This window comes from Rhodanobacter sp. Root561 (assembly GCF_001427365.1).
Taxonomy (GTDB): Bacteria; Pseudomonadota; Gammaproteobacteria; order Xanthomonadales; family Rhodanobacteraceae; genus Rhodanobacter.
The window spans coordinates 200,431-222,549 of sequence record NZ_LMGH01000011.1; the positions used below are offsets into that span (position 1 = coordinate 200,431).

The following is a 22,119-nucleotide window of genomic DNA, read 5'->3' on the forward strand; positions in this document are numbered from 1 at the left end:
TTCAGGCCCCGTCGTCGGCGTAACTCACGGCGACGATCGCGAACTCCGTGGGGCCACCAGGAAGCTCCGCCACGAATTCGTCCTCGACGCGCCGTTTCAGCACTGCCCGCGCCAGCGGCGAATCGATGCTGATGAAGCCACGCCGTGCATCGGTCTCGTCCGGGCCGACGATGCGGTAGCGGACGATCTCGCCGGTGTCGGTATTCTCCAGCTCGATGTGCGCGCCAAAGAACACCGCACGGCGATCGGCCGGCGCGCCTTCGGCCACCTTCAGCGCGGGAATGCGCTTGCTGAGATAGCGCGCCCGGCGATCGATTTCGCCGAGCTGCTTCTTGCGATAGGTGTACTCGGCATTCTCCGAGCGGTCACCCTCGGCCGCCGCGGCGGCCAGCGCCTTGACCACCTCCGGACGGCGCACGTGCCACAGATGATCGAGTTCGGCCTTGAGCCGCTCGAAGCCCTCGCGGGTGATGATCGCGGTGGAGCCGGGTGAGGGTGGTCGCCAGCGGCTCACGCAGCAACGCGCCTCAACGCTTGCCGCCGAAAATGCCGCCCAGCACGCCGCGCAGGATCTGCCGGCCGAGCTGGCTGCCCGCGGTGCGCACCATCTGCTTGCCCATCGTCTCGATCATGCCCTGGCGGCGCTTGGTGCCGAACAGGGCGTCGTGCACCGCGCCGCCCCAGCCGCTTTCCGCTTCCTTCGCGGCGCCCTTGGCCGGCGCATCGGCCGCCACGGTGGCGGCATCGGCGGCCTTTTCCTCGGCGCGCCTGGCCAGCATCTCGGCGGCCGATTCGCGATTGACGGCGGTGTCGTATTTCGCGCCCACCGGCGAGCGCTGGCGGATGGTGCCGCGCTCGGCGTCGGTGATCGCGCCGATGCGGCAGCACGGCGTGGTCACCAGCACCTGTTCCACCGGCGTGGGCACGCCGCCATTGGCCAGAGTGGAAGCCAGCGCCTCGCCCACGGCCAGCTTGGTGATGGCCTCGGTGACGTCGAGCTTCGGGTTGACGACGAAGGTTTCCGCCGCCGCCTTGACCGCCTTCTGGTCGCGCGGGGTGAATGCGCGCAGCGCGTGCTGGATGCGGTTGCCGAGCTGGCCGAGGATGTCGCCGGGCACGTCGTCCGGATTCTGCGAGCAGAAGTACACGCCCACGCCCTTGGAGCGGATCAGCCGCACCACCTGTTCCACCCGCTGCAGCAACGCCGGCGAGGCGTCGTCGAACAGCAGATGTGCCTCGTCGAAGAAGAACACCATCTTCGGCTGGTCGAGGTCGCCCACTTCGGGCAACTGCTCGAACAGCTCGGACAGCAGCCACAGCAGGAAGGTGGAGTACAGCCGCGGCTTCATGATCAGCTGATCGGCGGCCAGCACGTTGATGATGCCGCGGCCGCTCATGTCCTGGCGCATCAGGTCGGCCAGTTCCAGCGCCGGTTCGCCGAAGAACTGGTCGGCGCCGTCACTCTCGAGTTTCAGCAGCGCGCGCTGGATCGCCGCGATGCTCTGCGTGCTGATCAGGCCGTATTGGGTGGACAGCGCCTTGGCGTTTTCGGCGGCGTAGGTGAGCAGCGCGCGCAGGTCGGCCAGGTCCAGCAGCAGCCAGCCCTGGTCGTCGGCGGCCTTGAACACCACTTCGAGCACGCCTTCCTGGGTGTCGTTCAATTCCAGCACGCGGCCGAGCAGGGTGGGGCCCATCTCGCTGACCGTGGCGCGCACCGGATGGCCGAGCTTGCCGTAGATGTCCCAGAACACCACCGGGTTCGCCTGCGCTTTCCAGTCGGTGAGCTTGAGCCTGGCCAGCCGCGCCTTGAGCTTGTCGCCCGGCTCGCCGGCGGCCATCGCCAGGCCTGCCAGGTCACCCTTGGCGTCGGCCAGGAAACACGGCACGCCGAGGCGCGAGAAGCCCTCGGCCAGCACCATCAGCGAGACGGATTTTCCGGTGCCGGTGGCGCCGGCGATCATGCCATGGCGGTTGCCGTAGTGCGGGTCCAGGTTGACGCTGGTGCTGTCGTTGCGGCCGATCAGGATCTCGGTCATGGCGTTCCATCCGGTGGTGTTTGCGTGATTGTAGCCAGAGCGTCGCGTGGCGGCGTGCGTTGAGTCGAGTCCCCGCGCCCGCTATGGTGGGCGTTTTCCGGGGGTGGTGTTTCTGATGTTGTCGTGTTCGGTGATGCGTTCCATCCGCCTGGCGTCGATCGCCGTGGCGGCCAGTCTTCTCGGTGCCTGTGCCAGCGGCCCGGCAAAACCTTCGGCCCAGGTCGGTGCGCTGTATGGCGAACTCGACGTCGCCAGCAAGGGTTACGAAACCGCCTTGCAGCAATCGCGCGAGGGCGACCTGCAGGCCTCGCAGGCGACCCTGACCCGGTCGCTGGATCGCCTGAAGGATGCATCGGCGCGCTGCGGGAATACTGCAGGCTGTGATCCGCAGCGCTTCTTCTCGACCTTTGATCACCTGCTGCGCCTGAAAGACGGCGATTTCGGCGGCGCGCAGGACCTGGACAGCGATGTCGATCCCGCGCAGGCGGCGCAGGCCATTGCCGGCAAGACCGGCGCGGCCAGCCTGCCGCAGGCCCAGCGCAGCGTGACCTTGCTGCATGGCCAGAAGCTTTCGCAGCTGATCGCGATGAACGGCCCGGTCAAGGCCGCGCTGGAGATGTGGCTGACCCAGTGGCGGCCGCAATTGATGGACGCGTACGTCAACTATCAATACATGCGCTACCAGATGTGGCCGGCCTACGAGAAGGCGGACCTGCCCGAGGCGCTGCTGTTCGGCATCATGGCCAAGGAATCCGGCGGCAAGGTCCACGCGGTCTCGCGTTCGGGTGCGGCAGGCCCGTTGCAGTTCATGTACGCCACCGGCATGCGCTTCGGCCTGGTCAGCGACGACGGCTTCGACACCCGCTTCGATCCGGCGGCCTCGGCGCGTGCCAATGCCGAGTACATGAACGAGCAGCTGCGGATCTTCAACGACAACCTCGAACTGACCATCGCCGCCTACAACGGCGGCGAAGGCCGCATCCGGCGGCTGGTCGGCGACGACACCTCGGTGAGTTTCTACGATCCGCGGATCTACAACGAGCTGTCGCAGGAGACCCGCGACTACGTGCCCGCGGTGCTGGCCGCGGCCTGGCTGTTCCAGCATCCGGACAGCTATAACCTGCGCTTCCCCCGACTCGACGTCGTGCCCGGCACGATCACCCTGAAGCGGCCTGCGTCGCTGTCGGAGCTGACCGTCTGCCTCGGTTCGGCGGGTGGCATGAGCGACGGCTGGTTCCGCACGCTGCGCAACCTCAATCCCCGGCTCGATCCTCAGGTGAGCCAGCCGGCCGGCACCGTGTTGCAGTTGCCGAAAGTCCTGGAGCGGTCCTACGCCTCGCGTTGCGTCGAGGGTCCGTGGCCGATCCTGGCCAGCGACCTGCACAAGGCGGTCATCCCGGTGGTCGCCACACCGATGGCCAAGGCGCCGGCGAAGAGCCGGGGCACGAAGAACTATCGGGTGCGCCGCGGCGATACGCTGATCAGCATCGTGCGCAAGCTGCAGTGTTCGAGCGTGCAGGAGATTGCCGAGATGAATGGCATCCGCCACCAGCATCTGCGCATCGGTCAGCAGCTGAAGTTGCCGGTCTGTCGCTGAGGGGTTGTGATTTTTTCAACCTCGAAGTCCGGCCAGGGATGGCCGGACGCGGATCGGGCACGCAAGTGCCTGATTCGCGTGAGCGAGTCCGGGCGTGTACCGGACTCGCGATAGAAGAAAACCACAGGATCGTGGTTTTCTTCACAGGCGTTGAGCGGCGCGACCGGCAGCCGTTCAGGCGACGGCGGTCTGCTGCATCCAGCTGTCGACCGTGTTGCCCTGGCTCTGCGCTTCCTTCAGTTCGCGCAGCAGCTGCATCAGCTGGCGGTACTGCGGCTGCAGGCTCGCGTGGGGCGAGTTCTTGGTCTCGTGGTAGGCCACGGCCAGCCACAGCGCGATGCCGCGCATCGCGACTTCGGCATTGCCCGAACGGGCGCGCTCGTAGCCGGCTTCGGTGCCCTGGCCCCAGGGCAGGTAGCGCGCTTCGGGGGCGGTGCCGTGCAGGTGCGGGAAATCGCTGCGTGACGCCTGGCCGATTTCGCGCAGGGTGAGGGTGCTGAGGCGCTCATGGCTGCGCTTGGGCAGCGCCCGGACAATGCGTTCGATGTCGCGGAATTGGCGGCCAAGCTGGCGCGCGCGCATCATCACAAGGAATGGCGTCAATATTTGCATGAGATCCCCTCGGCGCTTGAATTCAACCGTGCCCCCTGCGCACGACTCCGGCGCGGAGTGTAGCGGGTCAAACCGGTCAATTGCGCGCAGGACGTCACATACTGACGTGTCGCGTCAGGTCGGCCGGCCGCGCCGGCGACTTTCCGGCGGGGTCGACCCTCCGCCAGCCGGGCTGCTTCAGCCCGGGCGGTGGCCCAGCCGCTGGCCGACCTGCACCGCCTGCTGCGGCGCGAGCGGATCCAGCTCGGCCATGCCTTCGGGTAACAGCATGATCACGGTGGAACCCATGTTGAAGCGCGCCATCTCGGCGAAGCGCTCCAGGGTGATGTTCTGGCCGGCGAAGGACTTGCGCCTGATCGACGAGGCGTAGGGCGGAATCACCAAGCCGTCCCACACGGTGGCCACCGACGAGACCAGGATCGCGCCCACCATCACCACCACGAACGGCCCGTGCTCGCCATCGAAGTGGCAGACCAGCCGCTCGTTGCGGGCGAACAGGCGGGGGATTGCGGCCACCGCGAACGGTGCCACGCTGAAGATCCGGCCAGGCACATGCACGGTTTCGCGCAGCGTGCCCTGCAGCGGCATGTGCACCCGGTGGTAGTCGCGGGGCGACAGGTAGACGGTGACGAAGCGGCCGTTGTGGAAGGGGGCTGCCGCGGCCTCGTCGCCGCCGAGCAGTTCGGCGGCGGTGTATTCCTGCCCCTTGGCCTGGAAGATGCGCCCCTCGACGATGGCGCCGGACTGGCTGATGCGGCCGTCGGCAGGCGAGACCAGGGCGGCCGGATCGGCGTCGGCACGGCGTGCGTCCGGGCGCAGCTTGCGGGTGAAGAACGCATTGAAGTGCTGGTAGGCCAGCGGGTCGGGCTGCGCCGCCTCGGCCATGTTCACCTGGTAATTGCGCACGATGGTGGTGATCAGCCAGTTCTTCCACGGCGCGAAGGTCCAGCGCGTGGCCCAGTAGACCAGGCGCGACAGGAAGCGGTGGGGCAGGGCGTACTGGAGGAATACTTTGAAAGTCATCCGCCCAGTATAGAGGGATACCGGCGCCGTTCACCCCGGGCGCAGGCTTGCAGGTGGAACGATCGGCCACGCGTGGTGATGCCCTCGACTCCGCTGCGCCACGCCCGGGGCGAACGGTTGAGGCTACTGCCGAACCGAGGGCCAGCCGGCCCCGCTCCTGGCCGTATAATGCCCGGCCCCTCGCCGCACCCATGGATCGCCGTGACCGCCGAACTTGCCACCATCATCGACTTCATCCGTTATGGCGCCAGTCGCTTTTCGGCCGCCGGGCTGACCTTCGGCCACAGCCACGACAACCCGATCGACGAGGCCACCCACCTGGTGCTGGCCAGCCTGCATCTGCCGCCGGATATCCCGCCTGCCTACGGCGCGGGTCGGCTCACGGCCGAGGAGCGGGCGAACGTGCTGGCGCTGATCGAGCGCCGCGTGGGCGAGCGCCTGCCGGTGGCCTACCTGGTCGGCGAAACCTGGTTCGCCGGCCTGAAGTTCAAGAGCGACCGTCGCGCCCTGGTGCCGCGTTCGCCGATCGCCGAACTGATCGAGTCGGGCTTCGCGCCATGGCTGGACGAGCGCCACATCGAGCGGGCCCTGGACCTGTGCACCGGCTCGGGCTGCATCGGCATCGCGATGGCCGAGTACAACCCGGAGTGGCGGGTCGACATCGTCGACATCAGCGACGAGGCGCTGTCGCTGGCGCGCGAGAACATCGTGTTCCAGCACGTCGAGGACCGGGTCGAGGCGATCCGCTCCGACCTGTTCGCGGGCGTGGCGGGGCGTCAATACGACCTGATCGTGTCCAATCCGCCTTATGTCACCGAGGATGAGTACGCCGCGCTGCCGGGCGAATACGCGCACGAGCCGAAGCTGGGCCTCACCTCCGGCATCGACGGCCTGGACCTGTGCCTGCGCATGCTGGACGAGGCGGCCGACTACCTCACCGAGGACGGCCTGCTGATCGTCGAGGTGGGCGAGAGCGAGCACGCGCTGGCCGCGCTGCTGCCCGAAGTGCCGTTCATCTGGATCGAGTTCAAGGTCGGCCAGATGGGCGTGTTCGCGCTGGAGCGGCGCGATCTCGTCGAGCATGCCGACGCCATCAAGGCCGCGGCTGCCGCGCGCCGCCCGGGCTGAACGATGGAGCTGGTCACCGCGCGACTGCGGATCGACGCGCTGCGACCAGCCGACGCGCAAGCCCTGTTTGCCTGCCGCGCCGATCCGCGGGTGGCGCTTTATCAGGGCTGGTGCCCGGCCGATCTCGCCGCGACCGGCGAGTTCATCGCGGCGCAGCCGGCGTCGCCTGCGCATGGCTGGTTCCAGCGCGCGATCCGCTTGCGCGAAGACGGCGCCCTGGTCGGCGACCTGGGCGTGTGCCTGCCCGAGGATTCGCGGGATTCGGTCGAGTTCGGCGTCAGCCTTGCCCCGGCCTGCCAGGGGCTGGGCTACGCCAGCGAGGCCGTGCGGGCGCTGCTGGCCTTCGTCTTCGGCGAACTTGGCCGCCATCGCGTCCATGCCTCGGTCGATCCGCGCAATCTGGCCAGCCTGGCCATGCTGCGGGCGTCGGGCATGCGTCAGGAGGCGCATCACCGCGAAAGCCTCTGGTTCAGGGGCGAATGGGTCGATGACGTGATTTTCGCCATGCTCGACCACGAGTGGCGCGCGCGGCAGGCAGGCGAAGCCCATCACGGTTAAGCTGTGCCGGTTTCCCTGTGGACGTCCAAACCCCGTGTCCAGCAACGCGTTCGGCAAACTGTTAACCGTTACCACTTTCGGCGAGAGCCACGGGCCGGCGATCGGCTGCGTGATCGACGGCTGCCCGCCGGGGCTGGCGATCGGCGCTGACGAATTCCGCACCGACCTCGATCGCCGCGCCACCGGCCGCAGCCGCTACACCTCGCAGCGGCACGAGGCGGACGAGGTGGAAATTCTTTCCGGCGTGTACCAGGGCAAGACCACCGGCACGCCGATCGCGCTGCTGATTCGCAACACCGACCAGCGCAGCAAGGACTACGGCGAGATCGAACAGACCTTCCGCCCCGGTCATGCCGACTACACCTACTGGCAGAAATACGGCATCCGCGACCCCCGCGGCGGTGGGCGGTCCTCGGCCCGCGAGACCACCATGCGGGTGGCCGCCGCGGTGATCGCCAAGAAGTGGCTGGCCGAGCGTCATGGCGTGCGCGTGCGCGGCCACCTGGCGCAGATCGGCGAGATCCGGCCCGCCGCCTTCGACTGGGATGCGGTGGAGCAGAACCCGTTCTTCTGGCCGGATGCGGCCCAGGTGCCGGCGCTGGAGGACTACATCAACGCGCTGCGCAAGTCCGGCGATTCGGTGGGTGCCCGCGTCGACGTGGTCGCCGATGGCGTGCCGCCGGGCTGGGGTGAACCGATCTACGGCAAGCTCGACGGCGACCTGGCCAGTGCGCTGATGTCGATCAACGCGGTCAAGGGCGTGGAGATCGGCGACGGTTTCGCCGCCGTCGCCCAGCGCGGCAGCGAGCATCGCGACGAGATGCATTTGGACGGCTTTACGTCCAATCATGCCGGCGGTATTCTCGGCGGCATCAGCAGCGGTCAGCCGGTCACCGCCTCGATCGTGCTGAAACCCACCTCCAGCATCCTGATTCCCGGCCACAGCCTGAACCTGGCCGGCGAACCGGTGGACGTGGTCACCAAGGGGCGACACGATCCCTGCGTCGGCATCCGCGCCACGCCCATCGCCGAGGCGATGATGGCGCTGGTGCTGATGGACCACGCGTTGCGCCACCGGGCGCAATGCGGCGACGTGGGTGCGGTCGCGCCGCGCATCGCCTGACCTTCAACCGCAGCATCCGGAATCACGCCGATGACCGACAAGCCGCGCGTCTGGGTTTCCCGGCCCACCTTTCCGGGGATCATTGCCCGGCTGGAGCCGCATTTCCAGGTGACCGTCGAGGCGGAGGAGCGCAAGTTCAGCCAGTCGGAACTTGCGGCTCGGCTGGCCGGCCAGGACGCGGTGATCGTCGGGCTCAAGGATCGCATCGGCGCGGCGGAGATCGGCGCGGCGGAGCGCCTGCGCATCGTGGCCAACCTGGGCGTGGGCTACGACAACATCGACCTGGACGCCATGAGCGCCGCCGGCATCGCGGTGTCGAACACCGCCGACGTGCTCAACGAAAGCGTGGCCGACTACACCTGGGCCCTGTTGCTCGGTGCCGCGCGCCGGATGAGTGCCGCCGAGCGCTGGCTGCGCGCCGGACACTGGCAGGCCACCGAATTCAAGGCCTGGCTTGGCACCGATGTGCGCGGGCGCACGCTCGGCATCCTGGGCATGGGTCGCATCGGGCAGGCGATCGCGCGGCGCGCACTCGGGTTCGGCATGCCGGTGATCTACCACAACCGCACGCCCCTGCCCGAGGCGGACGAGCGGGGCTGCAACGCGCGTCATGTCGACAAGCAGCAACTGCTGCGCGAATCCGACTTCCTGGTGCTGGCGCTGCCGCTGACCACGCAGACCCGCCATGCCGTGGGCGCGGCCGAACTGGCGCAGATGAAGCCGACCGCGATGCTGATCAATATCGCCCGCGGCGGCATCGTCGACGATGCAGCGCTGGCCACGGCGTTGCGCGAACGCCGCCTGGCCGGTGCGGCGCTGGATGTTTTCGAGGGCGAGCCGAAGGTTCATCCGGGCCTGCTCACGCTCGACAACGTGGTGCTCAGCCCGCATATCGCCAGCGCCACCACCGAAACCCGCCGCGCGATGACCTCGGTGGCGGTGGACAATGTGCTGGCGATGTTCGGCCACGGTCCGCAGGCCGGGCGTCCGCCCAATATCCTCAACCCGAACGTGCTGTGAGCGGCACGGTATTCCTATTCCGAGAGCAAGCCACCCCATGAGTCAGAAGAGCAGTTACAAGGTCGCCATGGTCGGCGCCACCGGTGCAGTCGGCGAGACCGTGCTGGCGATCCTCGCCGAGCGCGATTTCCCGGTCAGCGAGCTGGTGCCGCTGGCCAGCGAGCGTTCGGCTGGCGGCAAGGTCAGCTTCGCGGGCCGGGACATCACCGTGCAGTTGCTGGACACCTACGATTTCGAAGGCGTCGACATCGCGTTCTTCTCCGCGGGCGGCTCGGTCAGCCGCGAGCACGCGCCGCGGGCGGCGGCAGCCGGTGCGGTGGTGATCGACAACACCTCCGAGTTCCGCTACCAGGACGACATTCCGCTGGTGATCAGCGAGGTCAACCCGCACGCGATCGCCCAGTACACCAGCCGCGGCATCATCGCCAACCCGAACTGCTCGACCATGCAGATGCTGGTGGCGCTGGCGCCGATCCATCGAGCGGTGCAGATCGAGCGGATCAACGTGGCCACCTACCAGTCGGTTTCCGGCGCCGGCCGCAGCGGGATGGAGGAGCTGGGGCGGGAAACCGCGGCCCTGCTGAACTTCCAAAGCGTGGAGCCGGGCAAGAAATTCCCGGCCCAGATCGCGTTCAATGTCATCCCGCAGATCGACGACTTCCAGCCCAACGGCTACACCAAGGAGGAAATGAAGCTGGTGTGGGAGACCCGCAAGATCCTGGAGGACGAGTCGATCCAGGTGAATCCGACCGCGGTGCGGGTACCGGTGTTCTATGGCCATTCCGAGGCCGTGCACATCGAGACCAGCGAAAAGATCACTGCCGAGCAGGCCCGCGAACTGCTGCGCCAGGCGCCGGGTGTGGTGCTGGTGGACGAGCGCAAGCCGGGTGGCTATCCGACCCCGGTGGGCGAGGCGGCCGGCGCGGACGGGGTCTTCGTGGGACGGGTGCGCGAAGACATCTCGCACGACCGCGGGCTGGACCTGTGGATCGTGTCGGACAATATCCGCAAGGGCGCGGCGCTCAATGCGGTACAGATCGCCGAGTTGTTGATCGAGGACTATCTCTGAAATGCGTTTGATCCAGGTATTTGCATTGGCTTGTTTTGTGTCGGCAGGGGCAGCCTGGGCGACAGCCCCGGCGCAGGCAGGGCCGGGGGCCGCTGCTGCCGCCCGGGACGGGGCCAGCGCGCAGCGGAAGGTGGCGCGCAGCGAGGCCGAGGTCAAGCGCCTGAAACGCGACGTGCAGCGCCGGGAATCGGACAGCAAACGGGCTGGCGAGCGCCTGCAGGAGCAGGACAAGACGATCGCCGAGCTGCAGAAGCAGCTGCAGGAATTGCAATCCGGCCAGTCCGGCGGGCAGCATTGAAAGGCGATGCCGGGGTGAGAACACACCGCAGCAATGTATCGCAAGTATTCGTCGCGCCTATTGTTGATTGGCCTTCATGTAACTAAAGTGGCACCTCGATTGGGGTCGTGGTCGTCAATCGCGGCAACGCCAACCTAGAGAGTTGCGTCAGGATCGTTCGGGGGAACACGCATGAATCGTTCGTTGAAATTGTCGGTGCTGATCGCGCTGGCGCTGGGCACCAGCCAGGTGATGGCCATGGATCTGGGTCAGATCCAGGTCAAGTCGGCGCTGGGCCAACCGCTGCTGGCCGAGATCCCGCTGCATTCGGACAATCCGGCGGAGCTGCAGAATCTCAGTGTCCAGCTGGCTTCCAGCGAGGAATTCGCACGCGCCGGCATCGTGGGCGGACGCACCTCGATCCCGCTGCACTTCAGCGTGGCCAACGCTGGCGGCGCCCATCCGGTGATCCGCATCACCAGCAGTACGCCGGTGGATGACCCCTTCCTCGACCTGCTGCTTGAGGTGAACGGCAAGGCGGGCAAGAGCGTGCGCGAGTACGCGATCCTGCTCGACCCGCCGAATGCCGCCGCGAAGGCCCCGGTGGCGGCGACTCCCGCGCCCGTCCGCCCTGCGTCGCACCCGAAGGCAGCTGCCGCACCCGTCGCCGCAGCGCCGAAGGCGACCGCGCCGGCCCCCGTGACAAGGCCGGCCGCGCCGGTGGCCAGCAACGGCCAGCTCGGTCCGGTCGAGCGCGGCCAGACCCTGTCCGGCATCGCGCGCAACGTGGCTCCGTCCGGGGTCGACGTGCAGCAGATGATGCTGGCGCTCAAGCAGGCCAACCCTGACGCGTTCTACCGCGACAACATCAATGCATTGAAGAGTGGCGTGGTGCTGCGCGTGCCGACCTCGGCCGAGGCGCAGGCGATGTCCATCGCCGCCGCTGCCGCCGAAGTCCGTCGCCAGAACAGCGACTGGCGCGCCGGCGTGCCGGGCAAGCCCACCATCGTGGCCGATGCCGCCACCAGCGGGTCGACCTCCAGTGCCTCCACCGGCGCTGCCGGCAACGGCGACCGGCTCGCACTGGTGCCGGCCAGGCAGGGCAGTGGTGCCGGAACCCAGGGCGCGGGCTCGAGCGACAAGTCCACCGCCAGCCTCCGCCAGGATCTGCTGCGGAGCCAGGAAAGCCTGGCCAGCCTGCAGCAGCAGAGTACGGACCTGAAGACCCGGCTGAAGGACTTGGGCGACATCAACAGCAAGAACGAACGACTGCTGTCGCTGAAGGACAACGAGATCGCCGAGCTGCAGGCCAAGCTGGCCGCCGCGAGGAAGAGCGCCGGCATGCCGGCGGTTGCCGCCAGTGCGGCCAGGGTGACGGCTGCTCCGGCACCCGCCGTGCCCGCGCCGGTTGCGAAGACCGAGCTTGAGGCGGCCCATGCCAGCACGGCCATGACGCCGGCTGCAACAAACACGCCCGCGCTGGCATCCACCGCGCCCAGTGCCCCGGTTTCCTCCGCCACCACGGTGACCACGCCGCTGGCGGACTCGGCTGCAGTCAAGCCGGTCGAACCGGTCAAGCCGGCAGTGACCAAGCCGGTCGCGCCGGCTCCTGCGCCGGTCGAGGAGCAGCCGTGGTACATGCAGACCTGGGCGTGGGCTGCCGGTGCCGGCGCGATCGTGCTGCTGATCCTGCTGGCGATGCTGGGCCGTCGCCGCAAGCCGGCTGCCGCGGCAGCCAAGTCGTCCACATCGCTGGCCGACCGTTTCGGATCCGTGCCCGGCGCTGCCGACCAGGATCTGCTGGGCGACGACGTCGACCAGGAAGAGTTGCTCGACCAGTTGGCCGAGCATCCGGATGACATCGGCCTGCACCTGGAACTGGTCACGCTGTATTACTCGCGCCGCGACGTCGATCATTTCGAGGCCGCCGCCGAGGCGATGCACGCCCACATCACCGACCCGCAGCAGGACGAGTGGCAGGACGTGCTGCACATGGGCGAGGACCTGGTGCCCGGCCACCCGCTGTTCGACCACCACGAAGCGTCCGCCGCGCCCGACGAGGCCGACGCACGCGGCGAGTTCAACATCGATGACTACGCGGACGCGAGCGACGCGCCCACGGTGGTGTCCTCGATGCCGCCGCTGCCCGGCGCCGGCCCGAAGAAGGTCAGCGAGTACAACTTCAACTTCGATCTGACCCATCCCGCGGCAGCGCCGCCAGCGCGCCCGGAAGCGGCGGCGGAAGACGTCACGGTGGTGGCGCCCCGCACTCCCGCGGCACCGGCGGAGCCGGCATCGGACTGGAATTTCGAGGAGGCCGAGCGCGCCCCGGCGAGCCACGACGATGGCCAGGATCTGGGCGAATTCAACGACGATCCGGTGGACACCAAGCTCGACCTGGCGCGTGCCTATGTCGACATGGGCGACGCCGAAGGCGCCCGCGCCATGTTGGGCGAGGTGATGAAGGAAGGCAGCCAGATGCAGCGTGACGTGGCCAAGCGGCTGCTGGACAGCCTGCACTGAGTTTCCTGCTTCGTCTGGATGATATCGGGCCGGCCTAGCCGGCCCGATGTCGTTTTGGCCTGCTAATCTTCGACGTTTCCCCCTCAGGTTCTGCACGATCCATGCGTATCGCTCTGGGCATCGAGTACGACGGCACCGACTTCTGCGGCTGGCAGCGGCTGAAGCAGGATGTCAGCGTGCAGGGCGCGCTGGAGCGCGCGCTGTCGATGGTGGCCGCGCATCCGGTCGAGGTCAGCTGCGCCGGTCGCACCGATGCGGGCGTGCATGGCCGCTGCCAGGTCGTGCATTTCGATACCGACGCCAGCCGCGACATGCGTGGCTGGGTGCTGGGCAGCTGCTCCAACCTGCCGAACAGCGTGGCCGTGCTGTGGGCGCAGCCGGTGCCGGACAGTTTTCACGCGCGTTACGCCGCGCGCAGCCGGCGCTACCGCTATCACCTGCTGAACCGGCCGGTGCGTGCGGCGCTGGATGCGCGCTATGTCACCTGGGAGCGCCTGCCGCTGGACGCCGAGCGCATGCACGTCGCTGCCCAGGCCCTGCTGGGCGAGCATGATTTCAGCGCATTCCGCGCCTTGTCCTGCCAGGCGGCGCACCCGCGGCGAAGCGTGCTGGCGGTGAGCGTGCGGCGCGAGGGCGAACAGCTGTTCGTTGAGATCGAGGCGAATGCCTTCCTGCATCACATGGTGCGCAACATCGTCGGCTCGCTGCTGCCGATCGGCCGCGGCGAACAGCCGGTCGAGTGGATGGGCGAACTGCTGGCCGGTCGTGACCGCCAGGTGGCCGGTCCCACGGCGCCGGCTTCGGGCTTGACCTTCATCGGTCCACGCTACGAGCGTCACTGGCATCTGCCGGACGAGGTCAGCCAGCCATGACCCGGATCAAGTGCTGCGGCATGACCCGGGTCGACGACGCCGTGCTCGCCGCACGGCTGGGTGTCGATGCGATCGGGCTGGTGTTCACCGCGCGCAGCCGACGCCAGGTCGGCCTGCGTCAGGCCCGCGACATCGTCGAGTCGCTGCCGCCTTTCGTGGCGACCGTGGCCTTGTTCATGGACGACGAGGTGAGCCTGGTGGAACAGGTGCTGGAGCAGGTGCGGCCAGCGCTGCTGCAGTTCCACGGAGAGGAAACCGACCCCTGGTGCGCGCAGTTTGGCCATCCATTCCTGAAGGCGCTGGCGATGGGCGAGGGCGCTGCCGGTCTGTCGCGCCGGCACGATTACCCGCATGCCGCCGGCCTGCTGCTGGATGGCCATGCCCGTGGCGAGGCCGGTGGCAGCGGCAAGACGTTCGACTGGTCGCTGCTGGCGGAAGTGCGCGAGAAGCCGCTGATCGTTGCTGGCGGGCTGGACCCGGGCAACGTGGCGGAGGCCGTGCGCATGGCGCGACCGTGGGCGGTGGACGTGGCCAGTGGCGTGGAATCCGCGCCCGGCATCAAGGACCCGGCGCGGCTGGAAGCCTTCGTTCGCGCGGTGCGCGCGGTCGACGCGGAGTAGGCCGCATGCCGACTGCGATCGAGGAATATGGCCAGCGCGGCCAGCCACTCGAACTGGACGATCTGGTCGGCGGCGAGCGGCCGCGGGTGATCCGCGGACTGTGTCGCGACTGGCCGCTGGTGGGCTGGGCGCGGCAATCGGATACAGCGTTCGCGCAAGGTCTTGCCGCATGGGACAACGGCAGTGACGTCGACGCCTTGCTGATGGCGCCGGCCGAGGGCGGCGTGATCGGCTACAACAGCGCCTTCGACGGTTTCAACTATCAGCATCACCGGGTCTCGGTCACCCAGGTGCTGCAGCGGCTGGCCGCCTGCAGCCGACTGCCCGACCCGCCCGGTCTGGCCTTGCAGAGTGCCTTGATCGCCGAGTGCTTGCCGGGTTTTCTCGAACACCATGCACTGGCCTTCCTCGACCCGCAGATCCAGCCGCGCCTGTGGATCGGCAATCGCGTCACCACCCCGGCGCATTTCGACGAGTACGCCAACATCGCCTGCGTGGTCGGCGGCAGTCGGCGCTTTACCCTGTTTCCCACCGATCAGGTGCACAACCTCTACATCGGGCCGCTGGATTTCGCGCCCACCGGTGCGGCGATCAGCATGGCCCGGCTGGACCAGGTCGATGATCCGCGTTTCCCGCGCTTGCGCGACGCGCTGACCCATGCGCAGGTGGCCGAACTGCAGCCGGGCGACGCGATCTACATCCCGCCGCTGTGGTGGCATCACGTGGAGTCGTTGCAGCCGCTCAACGCGCTGGTGAATTACTGGTGGATTCCCGGCAGCGGCCGTGGCCGCGCCATGCCGACGGCGCTGGATGGCCTGCTTCACGCCATCCTCAGCTTCAAGTCGCTGGACCCGGCCGATCGCGCGGCGTGGCGCACGCTGCTTGAGCATTACGTGTTCGGAGAAGAAGACCCCGCAGCACACATTCCCGCATCGGCGCGCGGCGTGCTGGGGCCGCTGACGCCAGCGCGGGCCGAGCAGCTGAAAGAGATGATCCGCCGCTATTTGTGACGTGTCGCCGCGGCTCAGCCGCCGGCCAGTTCCTGGCGCAGCCACCGGGCCAGTGCGACGGCGCGACGATCGCCGGAGCGCTGCGGCGTGGCCAGGATCCAGTGGCCCGTGGTGGGCTGGAATCCCCACGGCGCCAGCAGGCGCCCGGTCGCCAGATCGTCGGCCACCAGCGGCGCCGGCGCGATCGCCACGCCCAGCCCGGCGATGGCTGCTTCCAGCAGATGGTAGAGGTGCGGAAAGCCCGCGCCGCCGGGCGGGCGCGAGGGCGGCAGATCCATGCAACGCAGCCAGTCCGGCCAGGCCTGCGGACGCGAGGTCGTGTGCAGTACCGGCTCGTCGAGCAGGCAGCCGGGCGGCTGCCCCTGCAGTCGCGGCCAGCCGCCGTAGCGCGGGCTGACCACCGGGCCGATCCGTTCCGGCGCCAGCGTGTCGACCTGCCAGCCCGTGGGCCAGGGCGGCGCCGACAACAGCAGCAAGGCGTCCAGCCTGCCCAGTTCCGCCGTCGGCGATGACTCCTGTGCCGACAGATGCAGGCGCAACCCGGGCAGGTCGTGCGCCAGCCGATCCAGCCGCGGGATCAGCCAGCGCGCCAGCAGGCTGCTGGCGCAACCGAGCACGAACGGCGCCTGCGCGTTGTGCTCGCGCAGGGCGGCCCAGCTGTCGCGCAATTGTTCGAAGGCGAGGCCGGCGCCGGTGTGCAGTTGTTCGCCCGCAGCGGTCAGCACCAGTCCACGGCCCTGGCGTGAAAACAGCGGTCGGCCCAGCGCTTCGTCGAGCAGGCGCAGTTGCCGGCTGACCGCGCCATGGGTGACGTGCAGTTCCGCCGCGGCCCGGCCCACGCTGTGCAGTCGCGCCACCGCCTCGAAGGCGCGCAAGGCATTCAACGGTGGCAGTTCGCGCCCTGACATGATTGAGTTTTCCTGAGGTATGGAGGCGATCTTATCGCTTTTCCGCGCGGTCACGACTGCGATAATCTGCGGGACATTCCCGATCCGATGATCGGGATCTTCAGTTTTTCGCACAGGAATCCCGCCATGCCCCCGATCCAGGACTATCACCGCTGGCCCGACGAGCACGGTCGCTTCGGCGACTACGGTGGCAGCTATGTCGCCGAGACGCTGATGGCGCCGCTGGCCGAGCTGGCCGAGGCCTACGAGCGCCTGCGCCAGGATGCGGGCTTCCTCGCCGAACTGGACCGCGACCTGCAGCACTACGTGGGGCGGCCCAGTCCGGTCTATCACGCCGAGCGGCTGTCGCAGCATGTCGGGGGCGCACGCATCCTGCTCAAGCGCGAGGACCTGAACCACACCGGCGCGCACAAGATCAACAACACCGTCGGCCAGGCGCTGGTGGCCCGGCACATGGGCAAGCGGCGGATCATCGCCGAGACCGGGGCCGGCCAGCATGGCGTGGCCAGCGCCACCGTGGCCGCGCGCCTGGGCATGCAGTGCGTGGTCTACATGGGCGCGGTGGACATCGAGCGGCAGAAGATCAACGTCTACCGGATGAAGCTGCTGGGCGCCGAGGTGGTGCCGGTGACGTCCGGTTCGAAGACGCTGAAGGACGCTTTGAACGAGGCGATGCGCGACTGGGTCACCAACGTGGCCGACACCTTCTACATCATCGGCACGGTGGCCGGCCCGCATCCGTATCCGAAGATGGTGCGCGACTTCAACGCCATCGTGGGCCGCGAGACGCGGGCCCAGGTGCTGGCGCAGTACGGCCGCCTGCCTGACGTGCTCACCGCCTGTGTGGGCGGCGGCTCGAATGCGATCGGCCTGTTCCACGCCTTCCTCAACGACGCCGGTGTGCGCATCGTCGGCGCCGAGGCGGCAGGCGAGGGCATCGCCACCGGTCACCACGCCGCTTCGCTGGCTGCGGGTCGCCCCGGCGTGCTGCACGGCAACCGCACCTATGTGCTGTGCGACGACAACGGCCAGATCACCGAGACGCACTCGATCTCGGCCGGGCTCGACTATCCGGGCGTTGGCCCGGAGCACGCATTCCTAAAGGACGCCGGGCGCGCCGAGTATGTCGGCGTGACGGACGACGAAGCGATGGAGGCATTCCACCTGCTGGCCCGCACCGAAGGCATCCTGGCAGCGCTGGAATCCAGCCATGCGGTCGCCCAGGCGATGAAGCTGGCGCGCGAGCTGCCGAAGGACGGCATCGTGCTGTGCAACCTCTCCGGTCGTGGCGACAAGGACGTGCACACGATCGCCGCGCGCGAAGGAGTCGAGGTATGAGCCGCATCGATCGCCGCTTCGCCAAACTCAAGGCCGCCGGCCGCACCGGGCTGATCCCGTTCGTCACCGCCGGTGATCCCGCGCCCGGGCACATGGTTGCCCTGATGCATGCGCTGGCCGATGCCGGCGCCGACCTGATCGAACTGGGCGTGCCGTTCTCCGATCCGATGGCCGACGGTCCGGTGATCCAGCACGCCAGCGAGCGGGCGATCGCCCAAGGGGTCGGACTGAAGGAAGTGCTAGGTTGGGTCGGCGAGTTTCGCCGACGCGATGCATACACGCCGATCGTGCTGATGGGCTATCTGAATCCGGTCGAGATCCATGGCTACGCGCGCTTCGCGCAGGAGGCCGTGGCGGCCGGCGTCGATGGCGTGCTGCTGGTCGATTGCCCGCTGGAGGAATCGGCCGTGCTGCAGCCGCTGCGCGACGCCGGATTGCAGCAGATCCTGCTGGCCGCGCCCACCACCGCACCCTCGCGTATGGCGCAGCTGTGCGGTTCGGCCGAGGGTTTCCTGTACTATGTCTCGTTCGCCGGCATCACCGGTGCGGCACACTTGAGCACCGGCGATATCGCCGCACGCGTGGCGGACATCCGCACCCGGGCGAAGGCGCCGGTGGCGGTGGGCTTCGGCATCCGCGATGCGGCAAGCGCGAAGGCGATTGCCGGTTTCGCCGATGCGGTGGTGATCGGCAGTGCGCTGGTCGAGCGGTTGTCGGGTGCCACCGACGCGGGGGAAATCACCGCCCGTGCGCAAGGTTTCCTGCAGCCGATCCGTGCGGCGCTGGATGCACACTGAAACGGTCGCCTGGCCGTTTCGGGTCAGGAACGTTTGAGGTGTTGCGATGAATTGGCTGCAGAAGATCATGAACCCGCGGACCCGTCCGCAGGGAACCAACGGCGGCAAGGGTTCGGTGCCCGAGGGTGTGTGGGAGAAGTGCGGTGGTTGCGGCACCGTGCTGTACAAGCCGGAACTGGAGCGCAACCTGATGGTGTGCCCCAAGTGCGGCCATCACCACTACATCAGCGCGCGGATGCGGCTGGACGCGCTGCTCGACGACGGCTCGGCGCAGGAACTGTGGGCCAGCCTCGAGCCCACCGATCCGCTGAAATTCCGCGACTCCAAGAAGTACCGCGACCGCATCACCTCGACCCAGAAGAAGACCGGCGAGAAGGATGCGATGGTCGCCATGAGCGGCAAGCTCAAGGGCCGGCCGTTGATGGCGGTGGCCTTCGAGTTCGCCTACATGGGTGGCTCGATGGGTTCGGTGGTCGGCGAGAAATTCGCCCGCGCCGCCGAGCGCGCGCTGGCCGACAAGAGCGCCCTGGTGTGCTTCTCCGCCACCGGCGGCGCGCGCATGCAGGAAGCGCTGTTCTCGCTGATGCAGATGGCCAAGACCTCGGCGGCGCTGGCGCGCCTGCGCGATGCCGGCGTGCCCTACATCAGCGTGCTGACCAACCCGACCACCGGCGGCGTCTCCGCCAGCCTGGCGATGCTCGGCGACATCAACATCGGCGAGCCGAAGGCGCTGATCGGTTTCGCCGGTCCGCGGGTGATCGAGCAGACCGTGCGCGAGACCTTGCCGGAAGGTTTCCAGCGTTCGGAGTTCCTGCTCGACCACGGCGCGATCGACATGATCATCGACCGCCGCGAGATGCGCGACAAGCTGGCCGACCTGTTCGGCATCCTGACCCGGGCCGATCGCGCCGCCTGAGTCGAGGCATTCGGTTGGTCATGAGTGATGCCGCCTTCGGGCGGCATCGTCGTATCCGCCGCAGGTTTTTCCACAGCGGCTGTGGAAGTGTTGCGGCAAACCCTGTGGACAAGCGCGATTCCCCACTTGCCGATCAGTGACTTGCTACGCGCTGGTCACGAACTGTCCAGATCGCGGTGACCGGTTTCGCGCGTTCGCCGCATGCGTGCGACGCCAAGTTTTCCACAGCTGGTGTGGGTGTCTTCTGTACAAGCCTGTGGACAATCGTCGTTCGCCTTTTGCCGGCAGACACTTGGCTCACTTTGTCGATTTCTTGAGCGGTCGCGCGAAGTTCTCCACAGCGATTGTGGAGCGTGCCGGGTAAAGCCTGTGGACAAGTAGGCTATCTGTCTGAGCACAAAGGAACTCGCTACGGCGTGCGCAGAAGCTGCACAGCGAGCCGGCTCAGATCGTCATCGGCCACAGCCAGATCGATGCGCCACCCACGCCGCCGCCAAGCGCGATGGCGGCGAGCACGTCACTGGGATAGTGCAGCCCCAGGACCACTCGCGAAACTCCCACCAGCGTGGTGAAGCCCAGCAGCAAGGGTGCCAGCTGCGGATACCAGGCGAGTGCCACCACGGTGAAGCCCGCGGCCTGCATGGTGTGCCCGGAAGGGAAACTGAATTCATCCAGCGGCGGCATGCGGGCGATGACGCCGGGGCAGGCGCGGTAGGGGCGGGGTCGCCGGGTCCAGCGCTTGAGCACGCGGTACAGCAGCAGGGCCGTCAGGCCGGTGAGTGCCATGTGCAAGGCCGCGGACAGGCCGCGCTGACCACCAAGCATGGCCAGTGCAAGCATCAGCGTGTACCAGAACACGCCGTCGCCGAGCCGGCTGACGATGCCGAAGAGCATGCCCACCATGCGCCGTCCGCCCCAGTGGTTGGCGATTACGCAGACGCGGCCATCCAGTGCGAAACGCGGCCCGGGCAGGAGATCAGAAGTGGGCAGTGACGGCGGCGTGCTCATGCAGGTTCTCCTCGGCCATCTCGCGCAGCAGGGTTTCGAAATCGCGAATCACCGCTTCCGGTGAAAGTCCGGCCACGCTGGCGCGGGCAGCGCGGCCCATGTGGCGGATCAGGGCGGGGTTGCCGGCGAGCCGCACCGTGGCATCGATGAAACCCTGCGCATCGCCGGATTCGATGCCATAGCCGTTGATGCCGTGGTCGAGATGTTCGCGCGCCGCGCCTTGCGCATAGGCAACCACCGGCAGGCCGGCGGCGAGAGCCTCGATGATCACGTTGCCGAAGGTTTCGCTGAGGCTGGGGAACGGAAACAGGTCGGCGCTGGCCACGTGACGTGCCAGCGCCTCACCGCGCTGCATCCCGGCGAAGATGAAGTCCGGGTGCGCCGCCTGCAGTGCGGCCCGCGCGGGACCATCGCCGACCCAGACATAGCGCGCCTGCGGCTGTCGCTGGCGGATCGCGCCGAAGGCCTCGATCGCCAGCCCGAGATTCTTTTCCGCAGCGATGCGTCCCACGTAAAGCACCACGGGTGTGGCGGCGTCGACGCCCCAGCTGGCGCGCAAGGCGTCGTCGCGCCGACCCGGATGGAAGAGCTGCGTGTCCACGGCGCGGCGCAGCACGCGTGCGTTGGTGATGCCCATGGTGCGCAACTCCCGTGCGAGTGTGTCGGTCGGCACCAGCGTGGTGGCGGTGCGCAGGTGAAAGCGGCGCAGGTAGCCGCGCAGCAGCGGCGCGAGCAAGCCCACGCCGTAGTGGCTGGCGTAGTGATCGAAGCGGGTGTGGAAACCACTGCACAGCGGAATATCCAGTTGCCTGGCGGCACATGCCGCCGACCAGCCAAGCGGACCTTCGGTGGCGACATAGACCACGTCGGGCCGTTGCCATGTCCATTGCCGCTGCAACGCACGTCCGGCCGGCCAGCCGAAGCGCAAGCCCGGATAGCGGGGCAGGGAGGCGCCGCGCAGCTCGATCATGTCGATGCCGGGTTCAGCGCGGGATGGTTGTGGCTGGCGCGGCCGCACCAGCTGGATCTCATGCCCGCGGGCGGCGAGACCGCTGGCGAAGCCATGCACGGTCAGCGCGACACCGTTGATCTCGGGTGGATAGGTCTCACTGACAATCCCGATGCGCATGACCATGTCCGTGCCGGTTTGCCACAGCATCGCCGCGTGGCGTTGCGACGGCATGGCGGACGCATGACGTCGCGCTTACACTGAAGCCTGTTTTCTTCCGCTGGAGACCGACGATGAAACGCATCCTGCTTGCCCTGGCGCTGACGGGACTGACCGCCACCGCGATCGCCGCCGAGGCTCCCGGCCTGCCCACCACGGCCGCGCCGGCCGGTGCCGAGGTCTACATCATCTCGCCCAGCGATGGCGCCACCGTGGGTCAGGAAATCACCGTGCGTTTCGGCCTGAAGGGCATGGGCGTGGCACCGGCCGGCATCGGCAAGGAGCACACCGGCCACCACCATCTGCTGGTCGACGTGAAGGATCTGCCCGCCGCGGGCCAGCCGATCCCGGCCGACGCGAACCACATCCACTTCGGCGGCGGCCAGACCCAGACCACGCTGAAGCTCGCGCCGGGAACGCATACGCTGCAACTGGAGCTGGGCGACCAGCATCACGTGCCGTTCGAGCCGGCGCTGGTGTCGAAAAGGATCACGGTTCACGTGAAATGACCGGTTC

General features: G+C 68.1%; 22 protein-coding genes. 15 read left to right on the forward strand and 7 right to left on the reverse strand.

What is annotated here, in order from left to right:
* Position 1: 1 nt before the first annotated feature.
* Both greB and ASD55_RS09735 read right to left on the reverse strand, forming a co-directional pair.
* Positions 2-514 (reverse strand): transcription elongation factor GreB, encoded by a 513-nt coding sequence (greB, locus tag ASD55_RS09730; protein ID WP_056765746.1) that lies wholly within the window; start codon positions 512-514, stop codon positions 2-4.
* A 13-nt stretch (positions 515-527) separates the two neighbouring features.
* Positions 528-2,036 carry a helicase HerA-like domain-containing protein gene (locus ASD55_RS09735; protein WP_056765748.1) on the reverse strand — a complete coding sequence of 503 codons (1,509 nt, stop codon included), beginning with the start codon at positions 2,034-2,036 and terminating at the stop codon, positions 528-530.
* 115 nt (positions 2,037-2,151) lie between these two features.
* Here ASD55_RS09735 and ASD55_RS09740 point away from each other — a divergent pair, with 115 nt between their 5' ends.
* Positions 2,152-3,633: a lytic transglycosylase domain-containing protein gene (locus ASD55_RS09740; RefSeq protein WP_056765750.1), complete on the forward strand. Its 1,482-nt coding sequence runs from the start codon at positions 2,152-2,154 to the stop codon at positions 3,631-3,633.
* A gap of 174 nt (positions 3,634-3,807) precedes the next feature.
* On the opposite strand, the gene ASD55_RS09745 is transcribed toward ASD55_RS09740, so the two are convergent.
* Complete coding sequence (locus ASD55_RS09745) at positions 3,808-4,245, reverse strand: hypothetical protein (protein WP_056718718.1); 438 nt, start codon at positions 4,243-4,245, stop codon at positions 3,808-3,810.
* A 177-nt stretch (positions 4,246-4,422) separates the two neighbouring features.
* Positions 4,423-5,268, reverse strand: a complete 846-nt coding sequence (asd, locus tag ASD55_RS09750; RefSeq protein WP_056765752.1) for an archaetidylserine decarboxylase — start codon at positions 5,266-5,268, stop codon at positions 4,423-4,425.
* 201 nt (positions 5,269-5,469) lie between these two features.
* Here asd and prmB point away from each other — a divergent pair, with 201 nt between their 5' ends.
* The 10 genes from prmB to ASD55_RS09800 all read left to right on the forward strand — a co-directional run bounded on the left by prmB (position 5,470) and on the right by ASD55_RS09800 (position 15,468).
* Positions 5,470-6,396 (forward strand): 50S ribosomal protein L3 N(5)-glutamine methyltransferase, encoded by a 927-nt coding sequence (prmB, locus tag ASD55_RS09755; protein ID WP_056718720.1) that lies wholly within the window; start codon positions 5,470-5,472, stop codon positions 6,394-6,396.
* A 3-nt stretch (positions 6,397-6,399) separates the two neighbouring features.
* The gene (locus ASD55_RS09760; RefSeq protein ID WP_056765754.1) at positions 6,400-6,954 is read left to right on the forward strand and encodes a GNAT family protein; all 555 of its coding nucleotides are present in this window, start codon (positions 6,400-6,402) and stop codon (positions 6,952-6,954) included.
* 34 nt (positions 6,955-6,988) lie between these two features.
* Positions 6,989-8,077 (forward strand): chorismate synthase, encoded by a 1,089-nt coding sequence (gene aroC, locus ASD55_RS09765; protein ID WP_056765759.1) that lies wholly within the window; start codon positions 6,989-6,991, stop codon positions 8,075-8,077.
* A 30-nt stretch (positions 8,078-8,107) separates the two neighbouring features.
* A complete protein-coding gene (locus ASD55_RS09770; RefSeq protein WP_056765761.1) occupies positions 8,108-9,097 on the forward strand; it encodes a D-glycerate dehydrogenase in 990 nt (329 codons plus the stop codon).
* A gap of 37 nt (positions 9,098-9,134) precedes the next feature.
* Positions 9,135-10,166, forward strand: coding sequence for an aspartate-semialdehyde dehydrogenase (locus ASD55_RS09775; RefSeq protein ID WP_056765762.1), 1,032 nt, complete (start codon positions 9,135-9,137; stop codon positions 10,164-10,166).
* Position 10,167: 1 nt separating this feature from the next.
* Complete coding sequence (locus ASD55_RS09780) at positions 10,168-10,464, forward strand: hypothetical protein (RefSeq protein ID WP_056765764.1); 297 nt, start codon at positions 10,168-10,170, stop codon at positions 10,462-10,464.
* A gap of 171 nt (positions 10,465-10,635) precedes the next feature.
* The gene (locus ASD55_RS09785) at positions 10,636-12,966 is read left to right on the forward strand and encodes a FimV/HubP family polar landmark protein (protein WP_056718726.1); all 2,331 of its coding nucleotides are present in this window, start codon (positions 10,636-10,638) and stop codon (positions 12,964-12,966) included.
* Between the two features lie 101 nt (positions 12,967-13,067).
* Positions 13,068-13,838 carry a tRNA pseudouridine(38-40) synthase TruA gene (truA, locus tag ASD55_RS09790; protein ID WP_056718727.1) on the forward strand — a complete coding sequence of 257 codons (771 nt, stop codon included), beginning with the start codon at positions 13,068-13,070 and terminating at the stop codon, positions 13,836-13,838.
* A complete protein-coding gene (locus ASD55_RS09795) occupies positions 13,835-14,458 on the forward strand; it encodes a phosphoribosylanthranilate isomerase (protein WP_056718728.1) in 624 nt (207 codons plus the stop codon). Before truA ends, ASD55_RS09795 begins: the two co-directional genes overlap by 4 nt.
* 5 nt (positions 14,459-14,463) lie before the next feature.
* Positions 14,464-15,468: a cupin-like domain-containing protein gene (locus ASD55_RS09800; RefSeq protein WP_056765765.1), complete on the forward strand. Its 1,005-nt coding sequence runs from the start codon at positions 14,464-14,466 to the stop codon at positions 15,466-15,468.
* Positions 15,469-15,482: 14 nt separating this feature from the next.
* Here ASD55_RS09800 and ASD55_RS09805 read toward each other — a convergent pair whose 3' ends face one another.
* Positions 15,483-16,376 carry a LysR family transcriptional regulator gene (locus ASD55_RS09805; protein WP_056765767.1) on the reverse strand — a complete coding sequence of 298 codons (894 nt, stop codon included), beginning with the start codon at positions 16,374-16,376 and terminating at the stop codon, positions 15,483-15,485.
* A gap of 126 nt (positions 16,377-16,502) precedes the next feature.
* Between ASD55_RS09805 and trpB the strand changes: the two genes are divergently transcribed.
* From trpB to accD, 3 genes are read left to right on the forward strand one after another with little or no spacing between them, the layout of a single operon-like run.
* On the forward strand, positions 16,503-17,714 hold the full coding sequence (trpB, locus tag ASD55_RS09810) for a tryptophan synthase subunit beta (protein WP_056766060.1): 1,212 nt from the start codon (positions 16,503-16,505) through the stop codon (positions 17,712-17,714).
* Positions 17,711-18,511 carry a tryptophan synthase subunit alpha gene (gene trpA, locus ASD55_RS09815; RefSeq protein ID WP_056765777.1) on the forward strand — a complete coding sequence of 267 codons (801 nt, stop codon included), beginning with the start codon at positions 17,711-17,713 and terminating at the stop codon, positions 18,509-18,511. Before trpB ends, trpA begins: the two co-directional genes overlap by 4 nt.
* 46 nt (positions 18,512-18,557) lie before the next feature.
* The gene (gene accD, locus ASD55_RS09820) at positions 18,558-19,427 is read left to right on the forward strand and encodes an acetyl-CoA carboxylase, carboxyltransferase subunit beta (RefSeq protein ID WP_056718732.1); all 870 of its coding nucleotides are present in this window, start codon (positions 18,558-18,560) and stop codon (positions 19,425-19,427) included.
* Positions 19,428-19,871: 444 nt separating this feature from the next.
* Here the strand turns inward: accD and ASD55_RS09825 are convergent, their stop codons facing one another.
* Entirely contained in the window at positions 19,872-20,435 is a 564-nt protein-coding gene (locus ASD55_RS09825) for a phosphatase PAP2 family protein (protein WP_056765779.1), read from the reverse strand.
* Positions 20,404-21,564, reverse strand: a complete 1,161-nt coding sequence (locus ASD55_RS09830; protein WP_056766062.1) for a glycosyltransferase family 1 protein — start codon at positions 21,562-21,564, stop codon at positions 20,404-20,406. The genes ASD55_RS09825 and ASD55_RS09830 overlap by 32 nt, the downstream gene beginning before the upstream one ends.
* A gap of 113 nt (positions 21,565-21,677) precedes the next feature.
* Between ASD55_RS09830 and ASD55_RS09835 the strand changes: the two genes are divergently transcribed.
* Positions 21,678-22,112, forward strand: coding sequence for a DUF4399 domain-containing protein (locus ASD55_RS09835; RefSeq protein ID WP_056765781.1), 435 nt, complete (start codon positions 21,678-21,680; stop codon positions 22,110-22,112).
* The last annotated feature ends 7 nt before the right edge of the window (positions 22,113-22,119 follow it).